Here is an 18,075-nt window from a genome sequence, read left to right on the forward strand (position 1 = left end):
TTTCGGTGGAAACGCGCCTTGTCTCAGAGAGACCAGAGGCGCTTGGCATTCAGATGATAGAGCCGATTGCGTTCGTCATCGCTTACGCCTTGCATCAGCGCGTGGGTTGCTGCGACCCATGTGGAGAGATTGCCGCCGAGCGTGCAGACTGGCCAATCGCTACCCCAGATGACGCGATCCCAGCCGAAGCTCGCGATGCAGTGCTCGACGAAGGGGCGGAGCGTTTCCGGCGTCCAGCTTTCCGCGTCTGCATAGGCGACGACGCCGGAAATCTTCACGGTGACGTTCGGCCGCTTGGCAATTTCCTTGATCCCTGCCGACCAGCTTTCGCCCAATCCATCCTTTACGGCGGGCACGCCGCAATGATCCAGGACGAAGCGGACATTCGGGTTGAGGTCGGCCAGCGCGATCGCCTTGGAAGTCTGATGCGGGAGAACACAGAGATCGAAGGTGAGCTTCGTATCGGCAAGCCGTTTCAGGTTTTCGCGAAAGAGCGCACCTTCGGACACATCGTCAGGCACGACATGCAGCACGCGACGGAAGCCTTTCACGAAGGGATCGGCAAGGACGCGTTCGAGATAGGCGGGGAAGCTCTCACTTTCTGGACGGCAGGCGGCGATGGCGCCACGCAGCAGGCTGCCGGGCTCGCGGTTCAGGCCTTTGACGTAGTCGGTCTCCCGCTCGATATCGTCCTCGGCGACATCGACTTCCATGTGAAGTGTGTCGGTAATGCCAAGGCGTTTGGCTTCGCGCGCATAGTCCTCATAGAGGCTGTCGCGATTGAGCGCAGCCGCGTCTCCAAGCCATGGATAGGCGAGTTTTTTTCGGTCGACGATGTGCAAGTGGCTGTCGAAAAGCATGGTGTTCCTCCCATACCTGCTTGCTCAACATATACTCACAGAAGAATAGTTTATTCAAATAAAAATTATAGCTCGGCTTTGTCGACCGTGCCGGCCACCGTTTCGGAGATCTGTTTTGCGGCCTCCAGCACATATTCAACGACCTGTTCGCGGGTCGGTGCCTTCGGGTTCACGGGTTCGATATAGGGGCAGGTCAGCGCTGCAAGCGCATTGCCGTCCATCGCCAACACCGGGGCGGAAATATTGTGCACGCCACTCGTCTGCAGGCTGTTCATGGTCTCGAAGCCCTTGTCGCGAATTGCCGAGAGCTTCTCGTCGAGATCGGCCGGCGGCTCCTCGGCATCCTGCTCCTGTCGCCTCTGCTCGTTGATCATCATCTGGCGCTGCTTCTCGTCCTTGAATGCCAGAAGAATGTGGCCAGAGCCGGTATTGTAGAGATTGATCTGAGCGCCGACGCGGATCGAGATGCCCCAGTAGGTCGGCGAATCCTGCTGGGCGATGACGACGACCGAGCCTCGGTCGTAGATCGCCAGATGGCAGGCCTGCTCGGCACGGTTGGAGAATTCGCGCATCAGCGGCGTGGCGAAGGAGACAAGGCGGCGAACCGGCGCATGATAATGCGCAAGGCCGAACAGCTTGAGCGTCAGATAGAAGCGATCGCCATCCTGCCGCTGCACATAGCCGCGCCGAACGAGGCGATCGAGCATGCGGTAGAATTCGTTGGGGCTCTTGTTGAGCGCCTTGGCGATTTCCGCCTGTGTCAGGCCGCCGTCGATCGTTGCCAGCAATTCCAATATGTCCAGACCCTTGTCGAGGGCCGGCGCGCGATAGCGGTCACTGTCGTCTTCTATACTCATCTGCGATCCCCCGGGCGAAGAACATGAATCGTCATTCATATATGAATGAAGGCATTTTACAAGCGCGCGAACACGGCTTGACGGCCAATGAATAAGATGTTTACTTATAAATCATTGATCCATATTTGGGTCTAGAGGGCAATCGGGCAAGGGGTCCGATCTCAAGGGAGGAAGTTCGATGAGGAATTGGAGGGCCGGTGTTGCTGCCGGCATGATGGCATTGCTTGCGAGCACTTCGGTCTTTGCCGCCGATCAGCCGGGCAAGTTTCCGGGCGTGACGATCGACGCCAAGCTCATCGGCGGTCAGCAATATGAGCCGCTTTATGCGCGCATTGCCGAGTGGGAGAAGGAGACGGGCGCCAAGGTCAACATTCTCTCCAAGAAGAACCACTTCGAGCTCGACAAGGAAATCAAGTCGGACATGGCCTCGGGCAGCATCTCCTGGTGCGTCGGCTCGAACCATTCGTCTTTCGCGCCTCAATACCCCGATCTCTATACCGATCTTTCCAAGCTTCTGCCCAAGGATGAGATCGACAAGTATGTCGAGTCGACCATTCAGGCATCGACGATCGATGGCCGTCTGATCATGCTGCCGCGCGCCCAGTTCGACGTCTCGGCGCTCTATTATCAGAAGAGCCTCTATAACGACGAAGCCAAGAAGACGGCCTTCAAGGCCAAGTACGGCTACGATCTGGCGCCGCCGAAGACCTGGAAGGAAGTGTCCGACCAATCGATCTTCTTCGCCAATCCGCCGAACTTCTTCGGCACGCAGTTCCCCGGCAAGGAAGAGGCCATCAACGGTCGCTTCTATGAAATGCTGGTCGCCGAAGGCGGCGAATATCTCGACAAGGACGGCAAGCCTGCCTTCAACTCCGAAGCCGGCGTGCGCGCGCTCGACTGGTTCGTGAACATGTACAAGGCCAAGGCTGTTCCCGCAGGCGTGACCAACTATCTTTGGGACGATCTCGGCGCAGGTTTCGCATCGGGCTCCATCGCGCTCGATCTCGACTGGCCGGGCTGGGCGACCTACTTCAACGATCCGAAGTCCTCGAAGGTTGCCGGCAATGTCGGCGTCGTCGTGCAGCCTGTCGGCTCGTCCGGCAAGCACACCGGCTGGTCCGGTCACCACGGCTTCTCGGTCACCGAGTCCTGCGCTCACAAGGATGCCGCCGCTTCGCTCGTGCTGTTCCTGACGAATGACGACTCGCAGAAGCTTGAGGCTGCCAACGGCACGTTGCCGACCCGCAAGGCTGTCTGGGATTGGGATATCCAGCAGGCTGCTTCCGACCCTTACAAGAAGGAAGTCCTGAGCACCTTCCAGGAAGCCATGAAGTACGCTTTCCCGGTTCCGCGCACGCCGCAGTGGATCGAGATTTCCAACGTCGTCTATCCTGAGCTTCAGGCCGCCATTCTTGGCGACAAGAGCTCCAAGGAAGCGCTCGACGCCGCTGCCCAGAAGGCGACCGATGTCCTGAAGGACGCCGGCTCGCTCTAAGCGCTGCAATCGACCTCCCGCGCGTTTTCGGTGCGCGGGAGGTCCAGCAAACCAACGTCGAGAATGACTTTCGATTGGCGCAAGGCGCCGGTCTTTTCAGCCGGTTTGCTGCCGGCTTCTCGGTCCCAAGCAATTCATTCCACGCAGTCCGGGCCACGCTGCCGAGGAATGCCGACAGGTGCAAACCATGCCTAAAAGAATATCTCCACCGGTCCTGCTTCTTCTTCCGGCGATCATCGTCCTTGTGGCCGTGGTTCTGTTTCCGCTGCTTCTTTCCTTCTATTCCAGCTTCACGCCGTTTCGCCTGACGCGGCCGGCAACGCTCTTCACCTTCATCGGCTTCCGCAACTACACCCGCATCCTGACCGATCCGGTGTTCCTGGCTGCTTTCGTGCGCACCGTGGTGCTTTTGACGATCGCGCTCAATCTGGAAATGCTGCTCGGTTTGGGATTGGCCATCCTCGTCAACAAGGCGACGCACGGCAAGCGCATCCTACGTACCCTTATGATGTTTCCGATGATGTTCTCGCCCGTGCTCGTCGGCTTCCAGTTCAAATTCATGTTCAACGACAATGTCGGTATCATCAACAATGCGCTGCAATCGCTGGGCATTACCAATGATGCCATACCGTGGCTCATCGACGGCAATCTGGCGCTGCTCTCCATCGTCATCGCTGAAGTCTGGTCGTCGACATCTGTGTTCGCGATCCTCATTCTTGCCGGCCTGCTCGCCATGCCGCAGGAGCCGGTCGAAGCTGCAAAGGTCGATGGCTGCACCAGCTGGCAGACCTTCCGTTACGTCACCTGGCCATTCCTGATGCCCTTCGCCTTCATTGCGATGACGATCCGCTCGCTCGACGTTGCCCGCGCTTACGACATCGTCAAGATCATGACGGATGGCGGCCCGGCTCGCCGCACGGAGCTGATCTGGACGCTCGTCGGACGTACCGCCTATGCCGATGCGCAGATGGGGCTTGCCAATGCCATGGCCTATGTCTCGATCTTCCTGTCGATCGCCTTCACAGTCTATTTCTTCCGTAAGCTGGCGCTTGCCCGCACCCAGATCGGAGCGGAGTGGTAATCATGGATCGCAACGCTCAACAACGTCTGCATCGTCGCCTCTGGAACATCGCCTATCTTGTCGGTCTTTTCCTCGCGATGCTCATCATCTGCCTGCCCGGCTTCTGGATCATCATCAGCTCGTTGCGTCCGACCGTGGAAATCATGGCGAAGCCAGCGGTCTGGATCCCGCATGAGCTTTCATTCGAAGCCTATCGCTCGATGTTCAGCGGTATGGGGCAGGGTGGTATCCCGGTATGGGATTATTTCCGCAATTCGCTGATTATCTCCATCACCTCGACCGCGATTGCGCTCGTCATCGGCATGTCCGGCGGCTATGCCTTCGCCCGCTTCCGGTTCCGCGGCAAATCGGCCGTCTTCCTCGGCCTGATGTTGACGCGCTCCGTGCCCGGGGTTGCCCTCTCACTGCCGCTCTTCATGGTCTATGCGCGGATTGGGATCATCGACACGCATTTCGGCCTGATCCTCACCTATGTCGCGCTGAACGTGCCTTTCACGATCTGGCTGATCGACGGCTTCTTCCGGCAGGTGCCGAAGGATCTCGCCGAAGCCGCGCAGATCGACGGCTGCACGCGCTGGCAAGCTTTCTGGCAGGTGGAATTTCCGCTTGCCGGCCCCGGCATCGCATCTGCCGGCATCTTCGCCTTCCTCACCTGCTGGAACGAGTACGCCCTGGCTTCGCAGCTGACGCGCTCCGTCAATTCCAAGACGCTGCCCGTGGGCCTGCTCGACTATACGGCCGAATTCACCATCGACTGGCGCGGCATGTGCGCGCTTGCAGTCGTGATGATCATTCCGGCGCTCGCTCTTACTTTCATCATTCAGAAGCATCTGGTGTCCGGTCTGACATTCGGTGCGGTCAAAGGTTGATCTCAATGGCTCAGGTTTCCCTTAAAAAACTCGTCAAGCGCTACGGCGCGCTGGAAATCGTCCACGGGATCGATCTCGACATCGCGGACAAGGAGTTCATCGCGCTCGTTGGCCCGTCCGGCTGTGGCAAGTCGACGACGCTGCGTATGATCGCCGGTCTGGAGGAAGTCTCCGGCGGAACGATCGAGATCGGCGATACCGTCGTCAACGACCTGCCGCCGCGCGATCGCAACATTTCCATGGTGTTCCAGTCCTACGCGCTCTATCCGCATATGACGGTGCGCGAGAACATGGGGTTCTCCCTGAAGATCGCCAAGCAACCGCAGGCGGAAATCGACAAGCGCGTCAATGAAGCAGCCGCCATTCTGAGCCTCGAGGCTCTGATGGATCGCCGACCGGCGCAACTCTCCGGTGGTCAGCGTCAGCGCGTCGCCATGGGCCGCGCCATCGTGCGCCAGCCGGAGGTCTTCCTGTTCGACGAGCCGCTGTCGAATCTCGACGCCAAGCTGCGCACACAGATGCGTACCGAGATCAAGAAGCTGCATGCCAAGGTGCAGTCGACGGTCGTCTATGTCACACACGACCAGGTCGAAGCCATGACGCTGGCCGACCGCATCGTCATCATGCGCGACGGTTATATCGAGCAGGTCGGCACACCGGACGAAGTGTTCAAGCGGCCTGCCACGCGCTTCGTTGCCGGCTTCATCGGATCACCTCCGATGAACATCGAAGAGGCGACGCTGAAAGCGGGCGAGCTGGTCTTCACGAATGGCGACCGTCTGCCGCTGCCGAGCCAGTTTGCAGGCAAGGTCAAGGAAGGTGAGAATGTCGCGTTCGGCCTCAGACCGGACGATATCTTCCCGACCGGTCACGGTCTGCACTCAGGCGCGGAATCCGCCGTCTACGAGCTGACCCTGCCCGTCGCCATCACCGAACCGCTCGGCAACGAAACGCTGGTCTTCATCGAGTTTGCCGGCCGCGAATGGGTGACGCGCATGCTCAATCCGCGCGCGCTGAAGAGCGGCGAACAGCTGAAGATGAGCTTCGACCTTAGTCAGGCACACCTCTTCTCCGTCGAAACCGGCAAGAGCCTGGCAATCTAAGGAATAGCTCCCATGGCACGTATCGAGAAAATTGAATTGCGGATGGTCGACCTGCCGCCGAAGGTGAAGCGGACGGATGCGATCCAGAGCTTCGTCAGCCAGGAGACGCCGATCGTCACCATCACCGATAGCGACGGGGCTGTCGGCACCGGCTACAGCTATACGATCGGCACCGGCGGTTCTTCCGTCATGCGGTTGCTCTGCGACCATCTGGTGCCGCTTTTGATCGGTGAGGATGCCGATTGCATCGAAGCCATCTGGCATAAAATGGAGTTTGCGACCCACGCCACGACCATCGGCGCCATCACGGCACTGGCGCTTGCGGCCGTCGATACAGCACTTTGGGACCTGCGCGCCAAGAAGCAGAACCTGCCGCTCTGGAAGCTTGCCGGCGGCGCCAAGGATCGCTGCCCGCTCTACACGACCGAAGGCGGCTGGCTGCATATCGAGAAGGAAGCCTTGGTCGAGGACGCCCTGCAGGCGAAGGCCAAGGGTTTCTCCGGCTCGAAGGTGAAGATCGGCAAGCCGCATGGTTCGGAAGATTACGACCGACTGGCGGCGATGCGTCTGGCGCTTGGTTCCGGCTTCGAGATCATGACCGACTGCAATCAGGGCTTCACCGTCGACGAGGCAATCCGTCGGGCGGCGCGGCTGAAGGAGCTTGACCTTGCCTGGATCGAGGAGCCGCTGCCGGCTGATGATCTCGACGCCCATATCCGATTGACCCGGTCGACGCCGACGCCGATCGCGGTTGGCGAATCCATGTATTCGATCCGGCATTTCCGCGAGTATATGCAGAAGGGTGCGTGCTCGATCGTGCAGGTGGATGTTGCCCGCATCGGCGGCATTACGCCGTGGCTGAAGGTGGCGCATGCTGCCGAGGCCTTCGATATACCGGTCTGCCCGCACTTCCTGATGGAGCTGCATGTCAGCCTCACCTGCGCCGTGCCGAACGGCAAATACGTCGAATACATCCCGCAGCTCGACGACCTCACGATGAAGGGCATGGAGATCGTGGACGGCAAGGCGTTGGCGCCTTCCGAGCCCGGTATCGGCATCGCCTGGGATTGGGACGCCGTCAAGGCGCGCTCGATCGGCGAATTCACGCGCGAAATCCACGCCTGAGGAGGAACGGACCATGCAGCGGATGGGTATGGTGATCGGCCTGGAGCCGGCCAAGATCGCGCAATACAAGGCGCTTCACGCAGCCGTCTGGCCCGAGATCCTGGCGCTAATCTCTGAATGCAACGTCACAAACTATTCGATCTTCCTGAAAGAGCCGGAGAATCTGCTCTTCGGCTATTGGGAATATGTCGGCACGGATTTCGAGGCCGATATGCGCAAGATGGCAGCCAGCCCGAAGAACCAGGAATGGTGGTCCGTTTGCATGCCCTGCCAGAAGCCGCTCGAAACCCGCAAGGAAGGCGAGTGGTGGGCCATGATGGAGGAGGTTTTTCATCATGGGTGAGGCTTTCGACCCCAAATCTCTCCGCCAATGGTGGCCGAAGCCGTCAACGCCGCGTCCGATCGTGATCTTCGGCGCCGGTAGCATTGTCGGTGACGCGCATCTGCCGGCTTACAGGCAAGGCGGCTTTCCGGTCGCGGGTCTCTACGATCCGGATGCCGAGAAAGCGACGGCACTTGCTGCTCAATGGGGCATTCGTGCATTCGCCTCCGAGGCCGAAGCGCTTGCCATAGAAGGTGCTATTTTCGATCTAGCGACGCCGCCGGCGGCGCATGCCAAAATCCTGTCGAAGTTGCCGCGCGGCTCCTTCGTGCTGATCCAGAAACCCATGGGCAGCGACCTCACAGGCGCCTCCGAAATTCTGCGGGTCTGCCGCGAGCGTGACATCAAGGCGGCGGTCAATTTTCAGCTCCGCTTCGCGCCAATGATGCTGGCGCTCTACGATGCCGTGATCAAGGGCTATCTCGGGGATGTCGTCGATTTCGATGCATGGCTGGCGCTTGCCACGCCCTGGGGTCTGTGGCCCTTCCTGAAAGGCCTGCCGCGGATCGAGATCGCCATGCACTCGATCCACTATCTCGATTTCATTCGTGGCCTGCTCGGCAATCCGCTAGGTGTGCATGCCAAGACCATTGGGCACCCCAACCACGACGTCGCGCAGACGCGGACGGCGGCGATCCTCGATTATGGCGACAAGGTCCGCTGCGTGCTCTCGGTCAATCACGACCATGATTTCGGCCGCAAGTTCCAGGCCTGCGAGTTTCGCATCGCCGGCACCAAGGGCGCTGCCTACATCAAGCTCGGCGTCAATCTCGACTATCCCAGTGGCGAACCGGATGAGCTTTGGATCCGTCCCGAGGGTGGCAGCGATTGGGTCGAGGTGAAGCTTGAGGGTGCCTGGTTCCCGGACGCCTTCGTCAACCGCATGGCCAACCTGCAGCGCTTCGCATCCGGCGAGGATCATGAGTTGATCGGCTCCGGTGAGGATGCCTGGCAGACGATGGCCCTTGTCGAGGCCGCTTATCAGTCGAGCGCCACACCGGCGACGTCGATCGCAGAACTTCCAAAGGCTTGAGGAATGGCAGAGCAAACGATCTATTTCGAAGACTACGAACTCGGTCATGTCAGAGTGACCACGGGACGGACGATTACCGAAACGGATTTCGTTGTCCATGCCGGCCATACCGGCGATTTCTTTCCGCATCACATGGACGCGGAATTCGCCAAGACCTTGCCAGGCGGCCAGCGTATCGCGCATGGCACGATGATCTTTGCGATCGGCGTCGGGCTCACGGCCTCGCTGATCAATCCCGTCGCTTTTTCCTATGGTTACGATCGACTCCGTTTCGTCCGCCCGGTGCATATCGGCGATACGATCCGCACGCGCGTCACCGTTTCGGCGAAAGAGGATGATCCGAAGCGGCCGACGGCGGGTCGTGTTGTCGAGCGCTGTGAGGTGCTGAACCAGCGCGATGAGGTTGTGCTCGCGGCGGATCATATCCTGATTGTCGAGCGCAAGGCCGGTGCGGAGAAGGCGTGATGGTGAAGCTCAAGGGAATGACCTGGTCGCATCCGCGCGGCTACGATCCGATGATCGCCTGCTCGAAGCAATGGCGGGAAAAGACCGGCGTCGAGATCAGCTGGGAAAAGCGGTCGCTGCAGGATTTCGAGACTTTTCCGGTCGAAGAGCTTGCCGCGCAATACGATCTCATCGTCATCGATCACCCGCATGTCGGCCAGATCACGCGTGAAGACTGCCTGTTGCCGCTCGACGATCCCTCGCATGCGCAGGAAATCGCCGCGATCGCAGCCGGAACCGTCGGTCAGTCCTATCCGAGCTACAACTGGCAGGGCCGCCAATGGGCATTTCCGCTCGACGCCGCGACACAGGTGCAGGCCCACAGGCCCGACCGCCTGAGCGCGCCGATCAAGGAACTCGCTGAGTTCGTCACGCTTGCCCAGGAAGGCAAGGCGATCCTGCCGATGCGGCCGCCACATTCGCTGATGACCTTCATCTCGCTGGCGGCACATCTCGGCACCCCCTGCAGCGTCGAAGGCCCGGATTTCATCGCCAAGGCTGATGGCGAAGCGGTGCTCGACTGGATGGCGCGGCTCGTCTCGGGAATGGATGCCAGCTGCTACGAGATGGATCCGATCGCCGTGCTTGACCTGATGGCGCAGGCCGACAGCCCCTATGTCGCGTCGCCTTTCATCTATGGTTACGTCAACTATTCCTTCGTGGGCTTCAGGCCGGCGCGGATTGCCTTTGCGGACATGCCTGTGATCGATAACCGCCCACCGGACGGTTCGGCGCTCGGCGGAACGGGCATTGCCGTGTCGGCGCGCACGCAGGCTCCGGAAGAGGCGAAAGCCTTTGTACGCTGGATCGCGAGCGGGGCCGTTCAGGCCGGCATCTATGCGAGTGGGAACGGGCAGCCGGGCCACGCAGATGCGTGGGTCAGCGATGCGGTCAACACGCCAGCACTCGATTTCTACCGCAACACGCGCGCAACGCTCGAGGGCGCCTATGTGCGGCCACGGCACGACGGCTACATGGCATTTCAAAGCGACGCATCCGAGGCGATTAGCGATGGACTGCGAACGGGCACGCAGCATACAGTTCTTATCGACATGCTGAATCGCCGCTTCGCGCAGTCCTTCGAAGCTTAACGGGCGGTTGAGCCAACTGATTGTTATTGCATGATCTTATGCGTGCTGCCGGCCATGTGGCCGGAACGGATAGGGTCGTAGTTCCGAAGAAAGGATCGAAATTATGGGTCACGGGCTGGAAGGCAAGAAGGTTGTCATCACGGCGGCAGGACAGGGCATCGGCCGGGCGTCCGCAGAGCGCTTCATTTCGCTTGGCGCGCATGTCTACGCCACCGATATCAACGAGCAGACGCTCTCGACGCTGGAAGGCGCCAGCAAGCATGTGTTGAACGTGCTCGACGGCGCTGCGGTCAAGGCGTTCTCCGACGAGGTCGGCCCGGTCGACGTGCTCTTCAATTGCGCCGGCTTCGTGCATGCCGGTACGATCCTGGACTGCGAGGAAAAGGATTGGGATTTCTCCTTCAATCTCAATGCCAAGGCGATGTACACGACTTGCCGGACCTTCCTGCCGGGCATGCTGGAAAAGGGTAAGGGCTCGATCGTCAACATGTCCTCGGTCGCCTCCAGCGTGAAAGGCGTGCCGAACCGCTTTGCCTATTGCTCATCGAAGGCTGCCGTCATCGGATTGACCAAGGCGATTGCCGCCGATTTCGTGGCCAAGGGCATCCGCGCCAACGCGATTTGCCCCGGCACGGTCGACAGCCCGTCGCTGCATGAGCGGCTGCGTGCGACCGGGGACTACGACAAGGCCATGAAGGACTTCATTGCCCGCCAGCCAATGGGTCGCATCGCGACCGCAGAAGAGATTGCCGCACTCGTGACCTACCTCGCAGGTGACGAGGCCGGCTTCACCACGGGCCAAACCCACGTCATCGACGGCGGCTGGGTCTGCTGAGGCACCTTTTTCATGCATGAGGCTCCCATATTGCGGGGCCTCTTTTTATTTGTCACTCTGATCGGCGAATCGGGTCTGCAAGACGATTTTCGGTCGGGAGAGCGGCGCATGAGCAATAACGGGGTGGTGCATCGTTCCAGAGGTCTCGTGTTGTGGCGTAAGCATCATGTGATCCTGATTTCCATTCTGGCCGGCATCGCCGTCTTCGTGCTTTTGACGTCGCGGGATTTCAACGCCGGCAATCTGTTGATTGCCTGGGATACGACGGCCATCGTCTATATCGGCTATAGTCTCTACCGCATGCTCAGCGCCGATGCGCAGCGCATTCGCAAACGCTCGGCCGATCTCGATTTCTCGGATGTTCTGCTGCTGATCCTGTCGATCGGGGCGGCCATTGCCAGCGTCGGCGGCATCGTCCTTGATCTCATCGGTGTGAAGGATGCACCGCCGTCGGTCGCGTTTTTCCGCGTGATGATGGCGATCGTGACGATCCTGATCTCATGGGCATTTCTGCACACGCTCTTCACCATCCACTATGCGCATCGGTATTATGCCGCTTCCCGCAAGGGAGAGGGGCTGAAGTTTGCCGAGCCCGTGGAAGAGCCAATCTATTGGGATTTTCTTTATTTCTCGTTCACGATCGGCGTTGCGGCGCAAACTGCCGATATCGGCATTTCCACCGTATCGATGCGCAAGCTCGCATTGCTGCACGCCATTCTGTCGTTCCTGTTCAACACCACGATCCTGGCGCTCGCCATAAACGTCGGGGCGAGCCTGATCTAAGGCCCGCCCCTGAAGCAATCGCGTGTGAAATCGTCAGACGACGGCGTTTCCGGCCATCACTGCCAGGACCAGGAACACCAGGAATATGATCAGGAAGATGGCGAAGAGGACGCGCGCGATGGTTGCGGTCGCGGCTGACACACCGGAAAAGCCGAAGAAGCCGCTGATCAACGAAATTACAAAGAAAATGATAGCCCATTTCAGCATTTGCCAGTCTCCTCTGCGTTGTATTCCTTAAAGACGCGGGAGAAGGGAAATTGTTCCGAAGCCGTTTCGATTAACGAAGATCCCGCCACTGGGGCGGGATCGCTATCAGTATCCGTTCTGGCTGCGGCTCACCCGTGATTGATCATCACATGCCGCACGGCCGTATAGTCCTCAATCGCGTAGACTGACATATCCTTGCCGTAGCCGGATTGCTTCAGGCCGCCATGCGGCATTTCGTTGACCAGCATGAAATGGGTATTGATCCAGGTGCAGCCATATTGCAGGCGGGCAGCCGTCTGCATGCCGCGGCTGATATCCTTGGTCCATACCGAGGAGGCAAGGCCGTAGTCGCTGTCATTGGCCCAGGTGACGGCATCGTCGGGGTTGGTGAAACGTGTGACTGAGACGACCGGGCCAAAGACTTCGCGGCGAACGATCTCGTCGTCCTGCGTGGCGCCGGCGACGATGGTCGGCGCATAGAAGAAGCCGCGCTCGCCGGAGATCTTGCCGCCTGTGGTGATCTCCATGTGCTTGTGTTCGGCGGCGCGGGTGACGAAGCTCTCGACGCGGTCGCGCTGGCGCTTGGAGATCAGCGGGCCGATTTCGTTCTCGGTATCGTCGGCGAGGTTGAACTTGATGCTTGATACGGCCGAGGTGAGGTCAGCGACGAAATTGTCGTAGACCTTGGCGTCGGCGTAGATGCGGCAGGCGGCGGTGCAGTCCTGGCCGGCATTGTAATAGCCGAAGGTGCGGATGCCGGACACGACGGCGTCGATATCGGCATCGTCGAAGATGATGACGGGGGCCTTGCCGCCGAGTTCGAGATGCGTGCGCTTGACAGTCTTGGCTGCGGCCTGCAGGACCTTCTTGCCGGTCGCGACATCGCCTGTGATGGAGACCATGCCGATCTTTGGGTGGTTGATCAATGCATTGCCGACACTCTCGCCACGGCCGAGGATGACGTTGACGACGCCTTCCGGCAGGATATCGGCCAAAAGCTTCGCCATCTTCAACGCCGTCAGCGGCGTTTGTTCGGAGGGCTTGAAGACGACGGTGTTGCCGCCGGCAATGGCCGGAGCCAGCTTCCAGGCCATCATCATCAGCGGATAGTTCCAGGGCGCGATGGAACCGACGATGCCGATCGGGTCACGGCGGACCATCGAAGTGTGGCCAGGCAGATACTCACCGGCGACCGGGCCGTGCAGGTTGCGCACCGCACCGGCAAAGAAGCGGTAGCAATCGACGATCGCGGGGATTTCGTCGTTGAGTACCGCATTGATCGGCTTGCCGCAGTTCAGCGCCTCGAGCGCCGCGAAGCCTTCGGCATCGCGCTCGATGGCGTCGGCGATCTTGAGGAGATAGGCCGAGCGCTGGCCGGGGGTGGTCTGCGACCAGCTCGTGAAGGCCTTTTCCGCAGCGTCGACGGCGGCATCGATCTGGCCGAGCGAGGCCTCCGGCAGGTCGAGCACCTTTTCGCCGGTCTTCGGGTTGAGCACATGCTCTTCCGTTTCCGTGCCGGCCTCGAAGCGGGAGCCGATCAGCATCTGGGTATCCATGATTATTCCCCTTTCATTTGCCGCCGCCGGCGATCTGATCGCCATCGCGGGTAAGATAGTAGGCTGCCAGGATCGGCAGGAAAGTGACAAGCACGACGACCATGGCGACGACGTTGGTCACGGGTCGCTGGCGTGGGCGGATGAGTTCCTCCAGCATCCAGATCGGCAGCGTCATCTGTTGGCCGCCGGTGAAGGTGGTGACGATGACTTCGTCGAAGGATAGCGCGAAGGCGAGCATGCCGCCGGCCAGCAGCGCCGTGCCGATATTCGGCAGGACAACATGGCGAAAGGTCTGAAAGCCATCGGCGCCGAGATCCATCGATGCCTCGATGAGCGAGCCGGATGTACGGCGGAAACGGGCGACGGCATTATTGTAGACAACCACCACGCAGAAGGTTGCATGGCCGAGAACGATCGTCCACACCGAAAACGGTATGTCGAACAGGCTGAAGGCGGAGCGAAGCGCAATGCCGGTGATGATGCCGGGCAGCGCGATCGGCAGGATGACGAGCAGCGACACGGCCTCGCGTCCGAAGAATTTCGTCTGGCTGACGGCGGCGGCGCAGAGCGTGCCGAGCACCAGTGCGATGATCGTGGCGACGGTCGCGACCTGAACCGACAACCCCAGCGCCGACCAGACATCCGGCCTGTTCCAGGCGATGCCGAACCATTGCAGGGTGAAGCCCGGCGGCGGCCACTGATAGCTCTTTTCCTCCGTCGTGAAGGCATAGACGAAGATCAGCAGGATCGGCAGATGAAGGAAGAGCAGGCCGCCGGCGGCGGCGATCTTCATAGGGAAGGAGGCGCGTTGGCCACGATCAGAGCGCATCGAAAGCTCCCTGCTTTTTGGCGATCCAGAGGTAGATGGCCATGATGACGATCGGAACGACGGAGAAGGCGGCGGCCAGCGGCACGTTGCCGGCCGTTCCCTGTTGCGTATAGACGGCTTGGCCGATGAACAGGCGCGAGGACCCGATGATCTGCGGGATGATGTAATCGCCCAATGTCAGCGAGAAGGTGAAGATCGAGCCGGCGACGATCCCGGGCAGGGCGAGTGGCAGCAGAACGGTGCGGAAGGTCTGGTTCGGCGTCGCGCCGAGATCGGATGAGGCTTCGAGCAAATTCGCCGGCACACGCTCGAGAGCGGCCTGCGTCGGCAGGATCATATAGGGCAGCCAGACATAGACGAAGACCAGAAAGGTGCCGATGTAGCTGACCGAAAGCGAGTTACCGCCGATGACGGGCAGGGCAAGCACGCCGTCGAGCAGCCAGCCGAGATGCAGCTTGTCGAAGACCCAGGTAAGGATGCCTTCCTTGGCGAGGATCAGCTTCCAAGCATAGATCTTGACCAGATAGCTCGACCAGAGCGGCAGCATGACGCCAAGGTAGAACAGCGCCTTCCATTTGCCCTGGGCATAGCGAGCCGCATAATAGGCGATGGGGAAGGCGACGAAGGCGGAGGCGAGTGTAACGAGCGCGGCCATGACCACCGTGCGCACGATGATGTCGAAGTTGGTGCTGTTCAGCAACTGCGCATAGGTCGACAGGGTGAATTCGTAGTTCACCAGTCCCGAAAAGTCGTCGATCGAAAAGAAGCTCTGCAGCAAAAGCGCGATCAGCGAGCCGATGTAGATGATGCCGAGCCAGAGCAGCGGCGGCGTCAACATCAGAAACAGCAGCAGTTTCGGCCGACGCCAGAAAAGATCGGACAGGCGGCCGAAGAACCCGCTGCGGCGCGGCAGGATCGAGGCCGGCGCTTGGCTCGATGGCGTGGGAAAGGCGGCGGCGTTCATGCGGCGTCGTCCATGTAATGGACATCAGCCGGCAGCCAGGCGAGCCGGACGGAAGCGCCGGCGTCCGGGGCTTGCTGGCCGGCGGGTATGGTCACATGCAGGCGCGCGCCATTTGCCTCGACCGAAAGGCGGGTGGCCGCGCCGAGGAAGCTCGTTGCCTTGACCGTCGCCGTCACGCCGCTTTCATCGGTCACGCGGATCGCTTCGGGACGCAGGCTTGCCCAACGGCGCTCGCCGCCGAGCAACGACATGACTTCAGGAGCGATGACATTGGAGGAGCCGACGAAATCGGCAACGAAGCGTGTCTTTGGCCGCTGATAGATATCGTGTGGCGTGCCCTGCTGCACGATGCGGCCATCGTTGAAGACGGCGACGCGATCGGCCATGGACAGGGCCTCGCCCTGATCGTGGGTGACGAAGACGAAGGTAATGCCGAGCGCGCGCTGCAGGCTCTTCAATTCCTCCTGCATCTGCTCGCGCAGTTTCAGGTCGAGCGCCCCGAGCGGTTCGTCGAGCAGCAGCACCTTTGGCTTGTTGACCAGCGCACGGGCCAACGCCACGCGCTGGCGCTGGCCGCCGGAGAGCTGGCCGGGGCGGCGGGCGCCATAGCCCGGCAGCTTCACCAGCTCCAGAGCCTGTTCGGCGGCGCGCAGCCGCTCGGCCTTGCCGACACCTTTGACCATCAGTCCATAGGCGACGTTGTCGAGGATATTGAGATGCGGAAAGAGCGCGTAATCCTGGAAGACCGTGTTGACGTTGCGCCGGTAGGGCGGCACGCCTTCGGCAGTTTCGCCGAAGATTTCGATGTGGCCGCCGGTGGGTTGCTCGAAGCCGGCGATCAGCCTGAGGCAGGTGGTCTTGCCGGAACCGGAAGGACCGAGCATGGCGAAGAATTCGCCAGGTGCGATTTCCAGATCGACACGATCCACAGCGCGGACCTGGCCGAAATGGCGCGACACCTGCTGGAAACGAACGGCGTTCATTGATTTCTCCAGGGATAAGCAGAATGTTTGATATTGGTCAGCCGGACCGGATCGGAATCAGGTCTGCGGCAGGCGCCGGCATTTCAACTGCCGGCGGGTCGCCGCTCCATTTTCGCGGAGCGGCGGAGGCCGATGGGGTTGGCTATCTGCCGCCGATCACGCCGATATAGTCGGAGACCCAGCGATGATAGGGCACGCATTCGCTCTGGCTCGTGCATTTGGCGACAGGCGTCTTCCAGAAGCGAATTTTGTCGAAGTGGTCATAGCCATTGGTGGCGCAACCGCTGTCGGTGAGAAGCTCGTTGCCCTTGCAGGCTGCGGGCACGGAGGGTACGGCGCCGAACCAGGCGGCGGCGTCGCCCTGAACCTTGGCTTGCAGCGAGTGTTCCATCCACATGTACGCGCAGTTTGGATGTTCGCTGTCGGCATGCAGCATGGTGGTATCGGCCCAGCCTGTTGTTCCCTCATCCGGGAAGGTTGAGGCGATCTTCTGCTTGTCGGATTGCAAGAGGTTGACCTGGAACGGCCAGGAACCGGAAGCGACCACGCCTTCGTTCTTGAAATCGTCGGTCTGGATCATCGCGTCGTGCCAATAGCGGCTGACCAGCTTGCGCTGGCCACGCAGCAGCTCAAGAGCGGCCTTGTACTGATCTTCGTTGAGCTCGTAAGGATCCTTGATGCCGAGTTCGGGCTTGTGGGCCATGAGATAGAGGGCGGCATCGGCAATATAGATCGGGCCGTCATAGGCCTGGACGCGGCCCTTGTTGGACTTGCCGTCAGGCAGCGTCATCTCTTCGAAGACGACGTTCCAGCTCTTCGGCGCCTGACCCTTGAAGGCGTCGGTGTTGTACATCAAGACGTTCGGTCCCCAGAGATAGGGAACGCCGTAGTGGACGCCGTTGACCGTGTGCCACGGCGCATTCTTCAGGCGGTCGTCGAGATTCTTCCAGCTCGGGATCAGGTCTGTATTGATCGGCTGGACGCGCTTGCCGGCCACGAGGCGAAGCGATGCGTCACCGGAGGCGGTCACGAGGTCGAAGCCGCCTTCGTTCATCAGCGCGACCATTTCGTCCGATGTCGCGGCGGTCTTGACGCTGACCTTGCAACCTGTTTCCTTTTCGAAACCGGTGACCCAGTCATAGTTCTTGTCGCTTTCGCCGCGCTCGATATAGCCGGCCCAGGCCACGATGCTGACCGCACCTTCGCCCTTGCCGAGCGTCTTCAACGGTTCGGCGGCAATGACCTGTGTTGCGAAACTAAGGCATGCGAGTGCGGCGGTGCATGATTTCAGCAGATGCTTCATCGGACTCTCCCGGTTTTGATATCGTGGAGCCAGTGGCTGGCTTCCTGTTCCCGGAAGAAAAGGTGACGCGATTTCGCCGCATTCGCAAATTCATTTATCAGAAAGGTGATATCGGAAATTCCGATTCCGGTGGTTCTCGCCATATGTCTGCAGTGGGAGCGCGTTAGCGATGCTGGCTTGAAAAATAGACTTTGCCGAGGCTTAAATCCAGACAA

The 18,075-nt window shown here is 60.3% G+C and carries 19 protein-coding genes; 11 read left to right on the top strand and 8 right to left on the bottom strand.

The genetic code is table 11. The features are described from left to right. Positions 1–23: 23 nt before the first annotated feature. On the bottom strand, positions 24–860 hold the full coding sequence (locus tag HGP17_RS22010; RefSeq protein WP_168812591.1) for an amidohydrolase: 837 nt from the start codon (positions 858–860) through the stop codon (positions 24–26). 65 nt (positions 861–925) lie between these two features. Beyond that, positions 926–1,717 carry an IclR family transcriptional regulator gene (locus tag HGP17_RS22015; RefSeq protein WP_168812592.1) on the bottom strand — a complete coding sequence of 264 codons (792 nt, stop codon included), beginning with the start codon at positions 1,715–1,717 and terminating at the stop codon, positions 926–928. Between the two features lie 178 nt (positions 1,718–1,895). Between HGP17_RS22015 and HGP17_RS22020 the strand changes: the two genes are divergently transcribed. From HGP17_RS22020 to HGP17_RS22070, 11 genes are all read left to right on the top strand, one after another. Then, the gene (locus HGP17_RS22020; protein WP_168812593.1) at positions 1,896–3,212 is read left to right on the top strand and encodes an extracellular solute-binding protein; all 1,317 of its coding nucleotides are present in this window, start codon (positions 1,896–1,898) and stop codon (positions 3,210–3,212) included. Between the two features lie 187 nt (positions 3,213–3,399). After that, a complete protein-coding gene (locus tag HGP17_RS22025) occupies positions 3,400–4,293 on the top strand; it encodes a sugar ABC transporter permease (RefSeq protein WP_168812594.1) in 894 nt (297 codons plus the stop codon). Between the two features lie 2 nt (positions 4,294–4,295). Next, positions 4,296–5,162, top strand: coding sequence for a carbohydrate ABC transporter permease (locus tag HGP17_RS22030; RefSeq protein ID WP_168812595.1), 867 nt, complete (start codon positions 4,296–4,298; stop codon positions 5,160–5,162). 5 nt (positions 5,163–5,167) lie between these two features. Then, the gene (gene ugpC, locus HGP17_RS22035) at positions 5,168–6,265 is read left to right on the top strand and encodes a sn-glycerol-3-phosphate ABC transporter ATP-binding protein UgpC (protein WP_168812596.1); all 1,098 of its coding nucleotides are present in this window, start codon (positions 5,168–5,170) and stop codon (positions 6,263–6,265) included. Between the two features lie 12 nt (positions 6,266–6,277). After that, positions 6,278–7,390: a mandelate racemase/muconate lactonizing enzyme family protein gene (locus HGP17_RS22040; protein ID WP_168812597.1), complete on the top strand. Its 1,113-nt coding sequence runs from the start codon at positions 6,278–6,280 to the stop codon at positions 7,388–7,390. A gap of 13 nt (positions 7,391–7,403) precedes the next feature. Further along, complete coding sequence (locus HGP17_RS22045; protein WP_168812598.1) at positions 7,404–7,733, top strand: L-rhamnose mutarotase; 330 nt, start codon at positions 7,404–7,406, stop codon at positions 7,731–7,733. Next, positions 7,726–8,805, top strand: a complete 1,080-nt coding sequence (locus HGP17_RS22050) for a Gfo/Idh/MocA family oxidoreductase (RefSeq protein WP_168812599.1) — start codon at positions 7,726–7,728, stop codon at positions 8,803–8,805. The genes HGP17_RS22045 and HGP17_RS22050 overlap by 8 nt, the downstream gene beginning before the upstream one ends. Before the next feature lie 3 nt (positions 8,806–8,808). Beyond that, positions 8,809–9,270 (top strand): MaoC/PaaZ C-terminal domain-containing protein, encoded by a 462-nt coding sequence (locus tag HGP17_RS22055; RefSeq protein WP_168812600.1) that lies wholly within the window; start codon positions 8,809–8,811, stop codon positions 9,268–9,270. After that, positions 9,267–10,400: an extracellular solute-binding protein gene (locus tag HGP17_RS22060; protein ID WP_348648982.1), complete on the top strand. Its 1,134-nt coding sequence runs from the start codon at positions 9,267–9,269 to the stop codon at positions 10,398–10,400. Before HGP17_RS22055 ends, HGP17_RS22060 begins: the two co-directional genes overlap by 4 nt. A 103-nt stretch (positions 10,401–10,503) precedes the next feature. Further along, positions 10,504–11,235 (top strand): SDR family oxidoreductase, encoded by a 732-nt coding sequence (locus HGP17_RS22065; RefSeq protein WP_168812602.1) that lies wholly within the window; start codon positions 10,504–10,506, stop codon positions 11,233–11,235. 108 nt (positions 11,236–11,343) lie between these two features. Continuing rightward, the gene (locus HGP17_RS22070) at positions 11,344–12,018 is read left to right on the top strand and encodes a DUF1345 domain-containing protein (RefSeq protein ID WP_168812603.1); all 675 of its coding nucleotides are present in this window, start codon (positions 11,344–11,346) and stop codon (positions 12,016–12,018) included. Positions 12,019–12,051: 33 nt separating this feature from the next. Here the strand turns inward: HGP17_RS22070 and HGP17_RS22075 are convergent, their stop codons facing one another. From HGP17_RS22075 to HGP17_RS22100, 6 genes are all read right to left on the bottom strand, one after another. Beyond that, positions 12,052–12,225, bottom strand: coding sequence for a DUF1328 domain-containing protein (locus HGP17_RS22075; RefSeq protein ID WP_168812604.1), 174 nt, complete (start codon positions 12,223–12,225; stop codon positions 12,052–12,054). Positions 12,226–12,353: 128 nt separating this feature from the next. Continuing rightward, positions 12,354–13,781 carry a gamma-aminobutyraldehyde dehydrogenase gene (locus HGP17_RS22080; protein ID WP_168812605.1) on the bottom strand — a complete coding sequence of 476 codons (1,428 nt, stop codon included), beginning with the start codon at positions 13,779–13,781 and terminating at the stop codon, positions 12,354–12,356. Positions 13,782–13,794: 13 nt separating this feature from the next. Then, positions 13,795–14,610, bottom strand: a complete 816-nt coding sequence (locus HGP17_RS22085; RefSeq protein WP_168812606.1) for an ABC transporter permease — start codon at positions 14,608–14,610, stop codon at positions 13,795–13,797. Beyond that, positions 14,600–15,574 carry an ABC transporter permease gene (locus tag HGP17_RS22090; protein ID WP_168812607.1) on the bottom strand — a complete coding sequence of 325 codons (975 nt, stop codon included), beginning with the start codon at positions 15,572–15,574 and terminating at the stop codon, positions 14,600–14,602. Before HGP17_RS22090 ends, HGP17_RS22085 begins: the two co-directional genes overlap by 11 nt. Continuing rightward, on the bottom strand, positions 15,571–16,557 hold the full coding sequence (locus tag HGP17_RS22095; protein ID WP_168812608.1) for an ABC transporter ATP-binding protein: 987 nt from the start codon (positions 16,555–16,557) through the stop codon (positions 15,571–15,573). Before HGP17_RS22095 ends, HGP17_RS22090 begins: the two co-directional genes overlap by 4 nt. A 142-nt stretch (positions 16,558–16,699) precedes the next feature. Next, complete coding sequence (locus HGP17_RS22100; protein WP_168812609.1) at positions 16,700–17,860, bottom strand: ABC transporter substrate-binding protein; 1,161 nt, start codon at positions 17,858–17,860, stop codon at positions 16,700–16,702. Positions 17,861–18,075 lie beyond the last annotated feature (215 nt).

Source organism: Rhizobium sp. P38BS-XIX, assembly GCF_012641435.1.
In the GTDB taxonomy this organism is placed as follows: Bacteria; Pseudomonadota; Alphaproteobacteria; order Rhizobiales; family Rhizobiaceae; genus Rhizobium.

Bases quoted from the DNA above. Each gene is read 5' to 3' on its own strand.
- HGP17_RS22010 (WP_168812591.1), bottom strand. From the start codon at position 860: ATGCTTTTCGACAGCCACTTGCACATCGTCGACCGAAAAAAACTCGCC.
- HGP17_RS22015 (WP_168812592.1), bottom strand. From the start codon at position 1,717: ATGAGTATAGAAGACGACAGTGACCGCTATCGCGCGCCGGCCCTCGAC.
- HGP17_RS22020 (WP_168812593.1), top strand. From the start codon at position 1,896: ATGAGGAATTGGAGGGCCGGTGTTGCTGCCGGCATGATGGCATTGCTT.
- HGP17_RS22025 (WP_168812594.1), top strand. From the start codon at position 3,400: ATGCCTAAAAGAATATCTCCACCGGTCCTGCTTCTTCTTCCGGCGATC.
- HGP17_RS22030 (WP_168812595.1), top strand. From the start codon at position 4,296: ATGGATCGCAACGCTCAACAACGTCTGCATCGTCGCCTCTGGAACATC.
- ugpC (WP_168812596.1), top strand. From the start codon at position 5,168: ATGGCTCAGGTTTCCCTTAAAAAACTCGTCAAGCGCTACGGCGCGCTG.
- HGP17_RS22040 (WP_168812597.1), top strand. From the start codon at position 6,278: ATGGCACGTATCGAGAAAATTGAATTGCGGATGGTCGACCTGCCGCCG.
- HGP17_RS22045 (WP_168812598.1), top strand. From the start codon at position 7,404: ATGCAGCGGATGGGTATGGTGATCGGCCTGGAGCCGGCCAAGATCGCG.
- HGP17_RS22050 (WP_168812599.1), top strand. From the start codon at position 7,726: ATGGGTGAGGCTTTCGACCCCAAATCTCTCCGCCAATGGTGGCCGAAG.
- HGP17_RS22055 (WP_168812600.1), top strand. From the start codon at position 8,809: ATGGCAGAGCAAACGATCTATTTCGAAGACTACGAACTCGGTCATGTC.
- HGP17_RS22065 (WP_168812602.1), top strand. From the start codon at position 10,504: ATGGGTCACGGGCTGGAAGGCAAGAAGGTTGTCATCACGGCGGCAGGA.
- HGP17_RS22070 (WP_168812603.1), top strand. From the start codon at position 11,344: ATGAGCAATAACGGGGTGGTGCATCGTTCCAGAGGTCTCGTGTTGTGG.
- HGP17_RS22075 (WP_168812604.1), bottom strand. From the start codon at position 12,225: ATGCTGAAATGGGCTATCATTTTCTTTGTAATTTCGTTGATCAGCGGC.
- HGP17_RS22080 (WP_168812605.1), bottom strand. From the start codon at position 13,781: ATGGATACCCAGATGCTGATCGGCTCCCGCTTCGAGGCCGGCACGGAA.
- HGP17_RS22085 (WP_168812606.1), bottom strand. From the start codon at position 14,610: ATGCGCTCTGATCGTGGCCAACGCGCCTCCTTCCCTATGAAGATCGCC.
- HGP17_RS22090 (WP_168812607.1), bottom strand. From the start codon at position 15,574: ATGAACGCCGCCGCCTTTCCCACGCCATCGAGCCAAGCGCCGGCCTCG.
- HGP17_RS22095 (WP_168812608.1), bottom strand. From the start codon at position 16,557: ATGAACGCCGTTCGTTTCCAGCAGGTGTCGCGCCATTTCGGCCAGGTC.
- HGP17_RS22100 (WP_168812609.1), bottom strand. From the start codon at position 17,860: ATGAAGCATCTGCTGAAATCATGCACCGCCGCACTCGCATGCCTTAGT.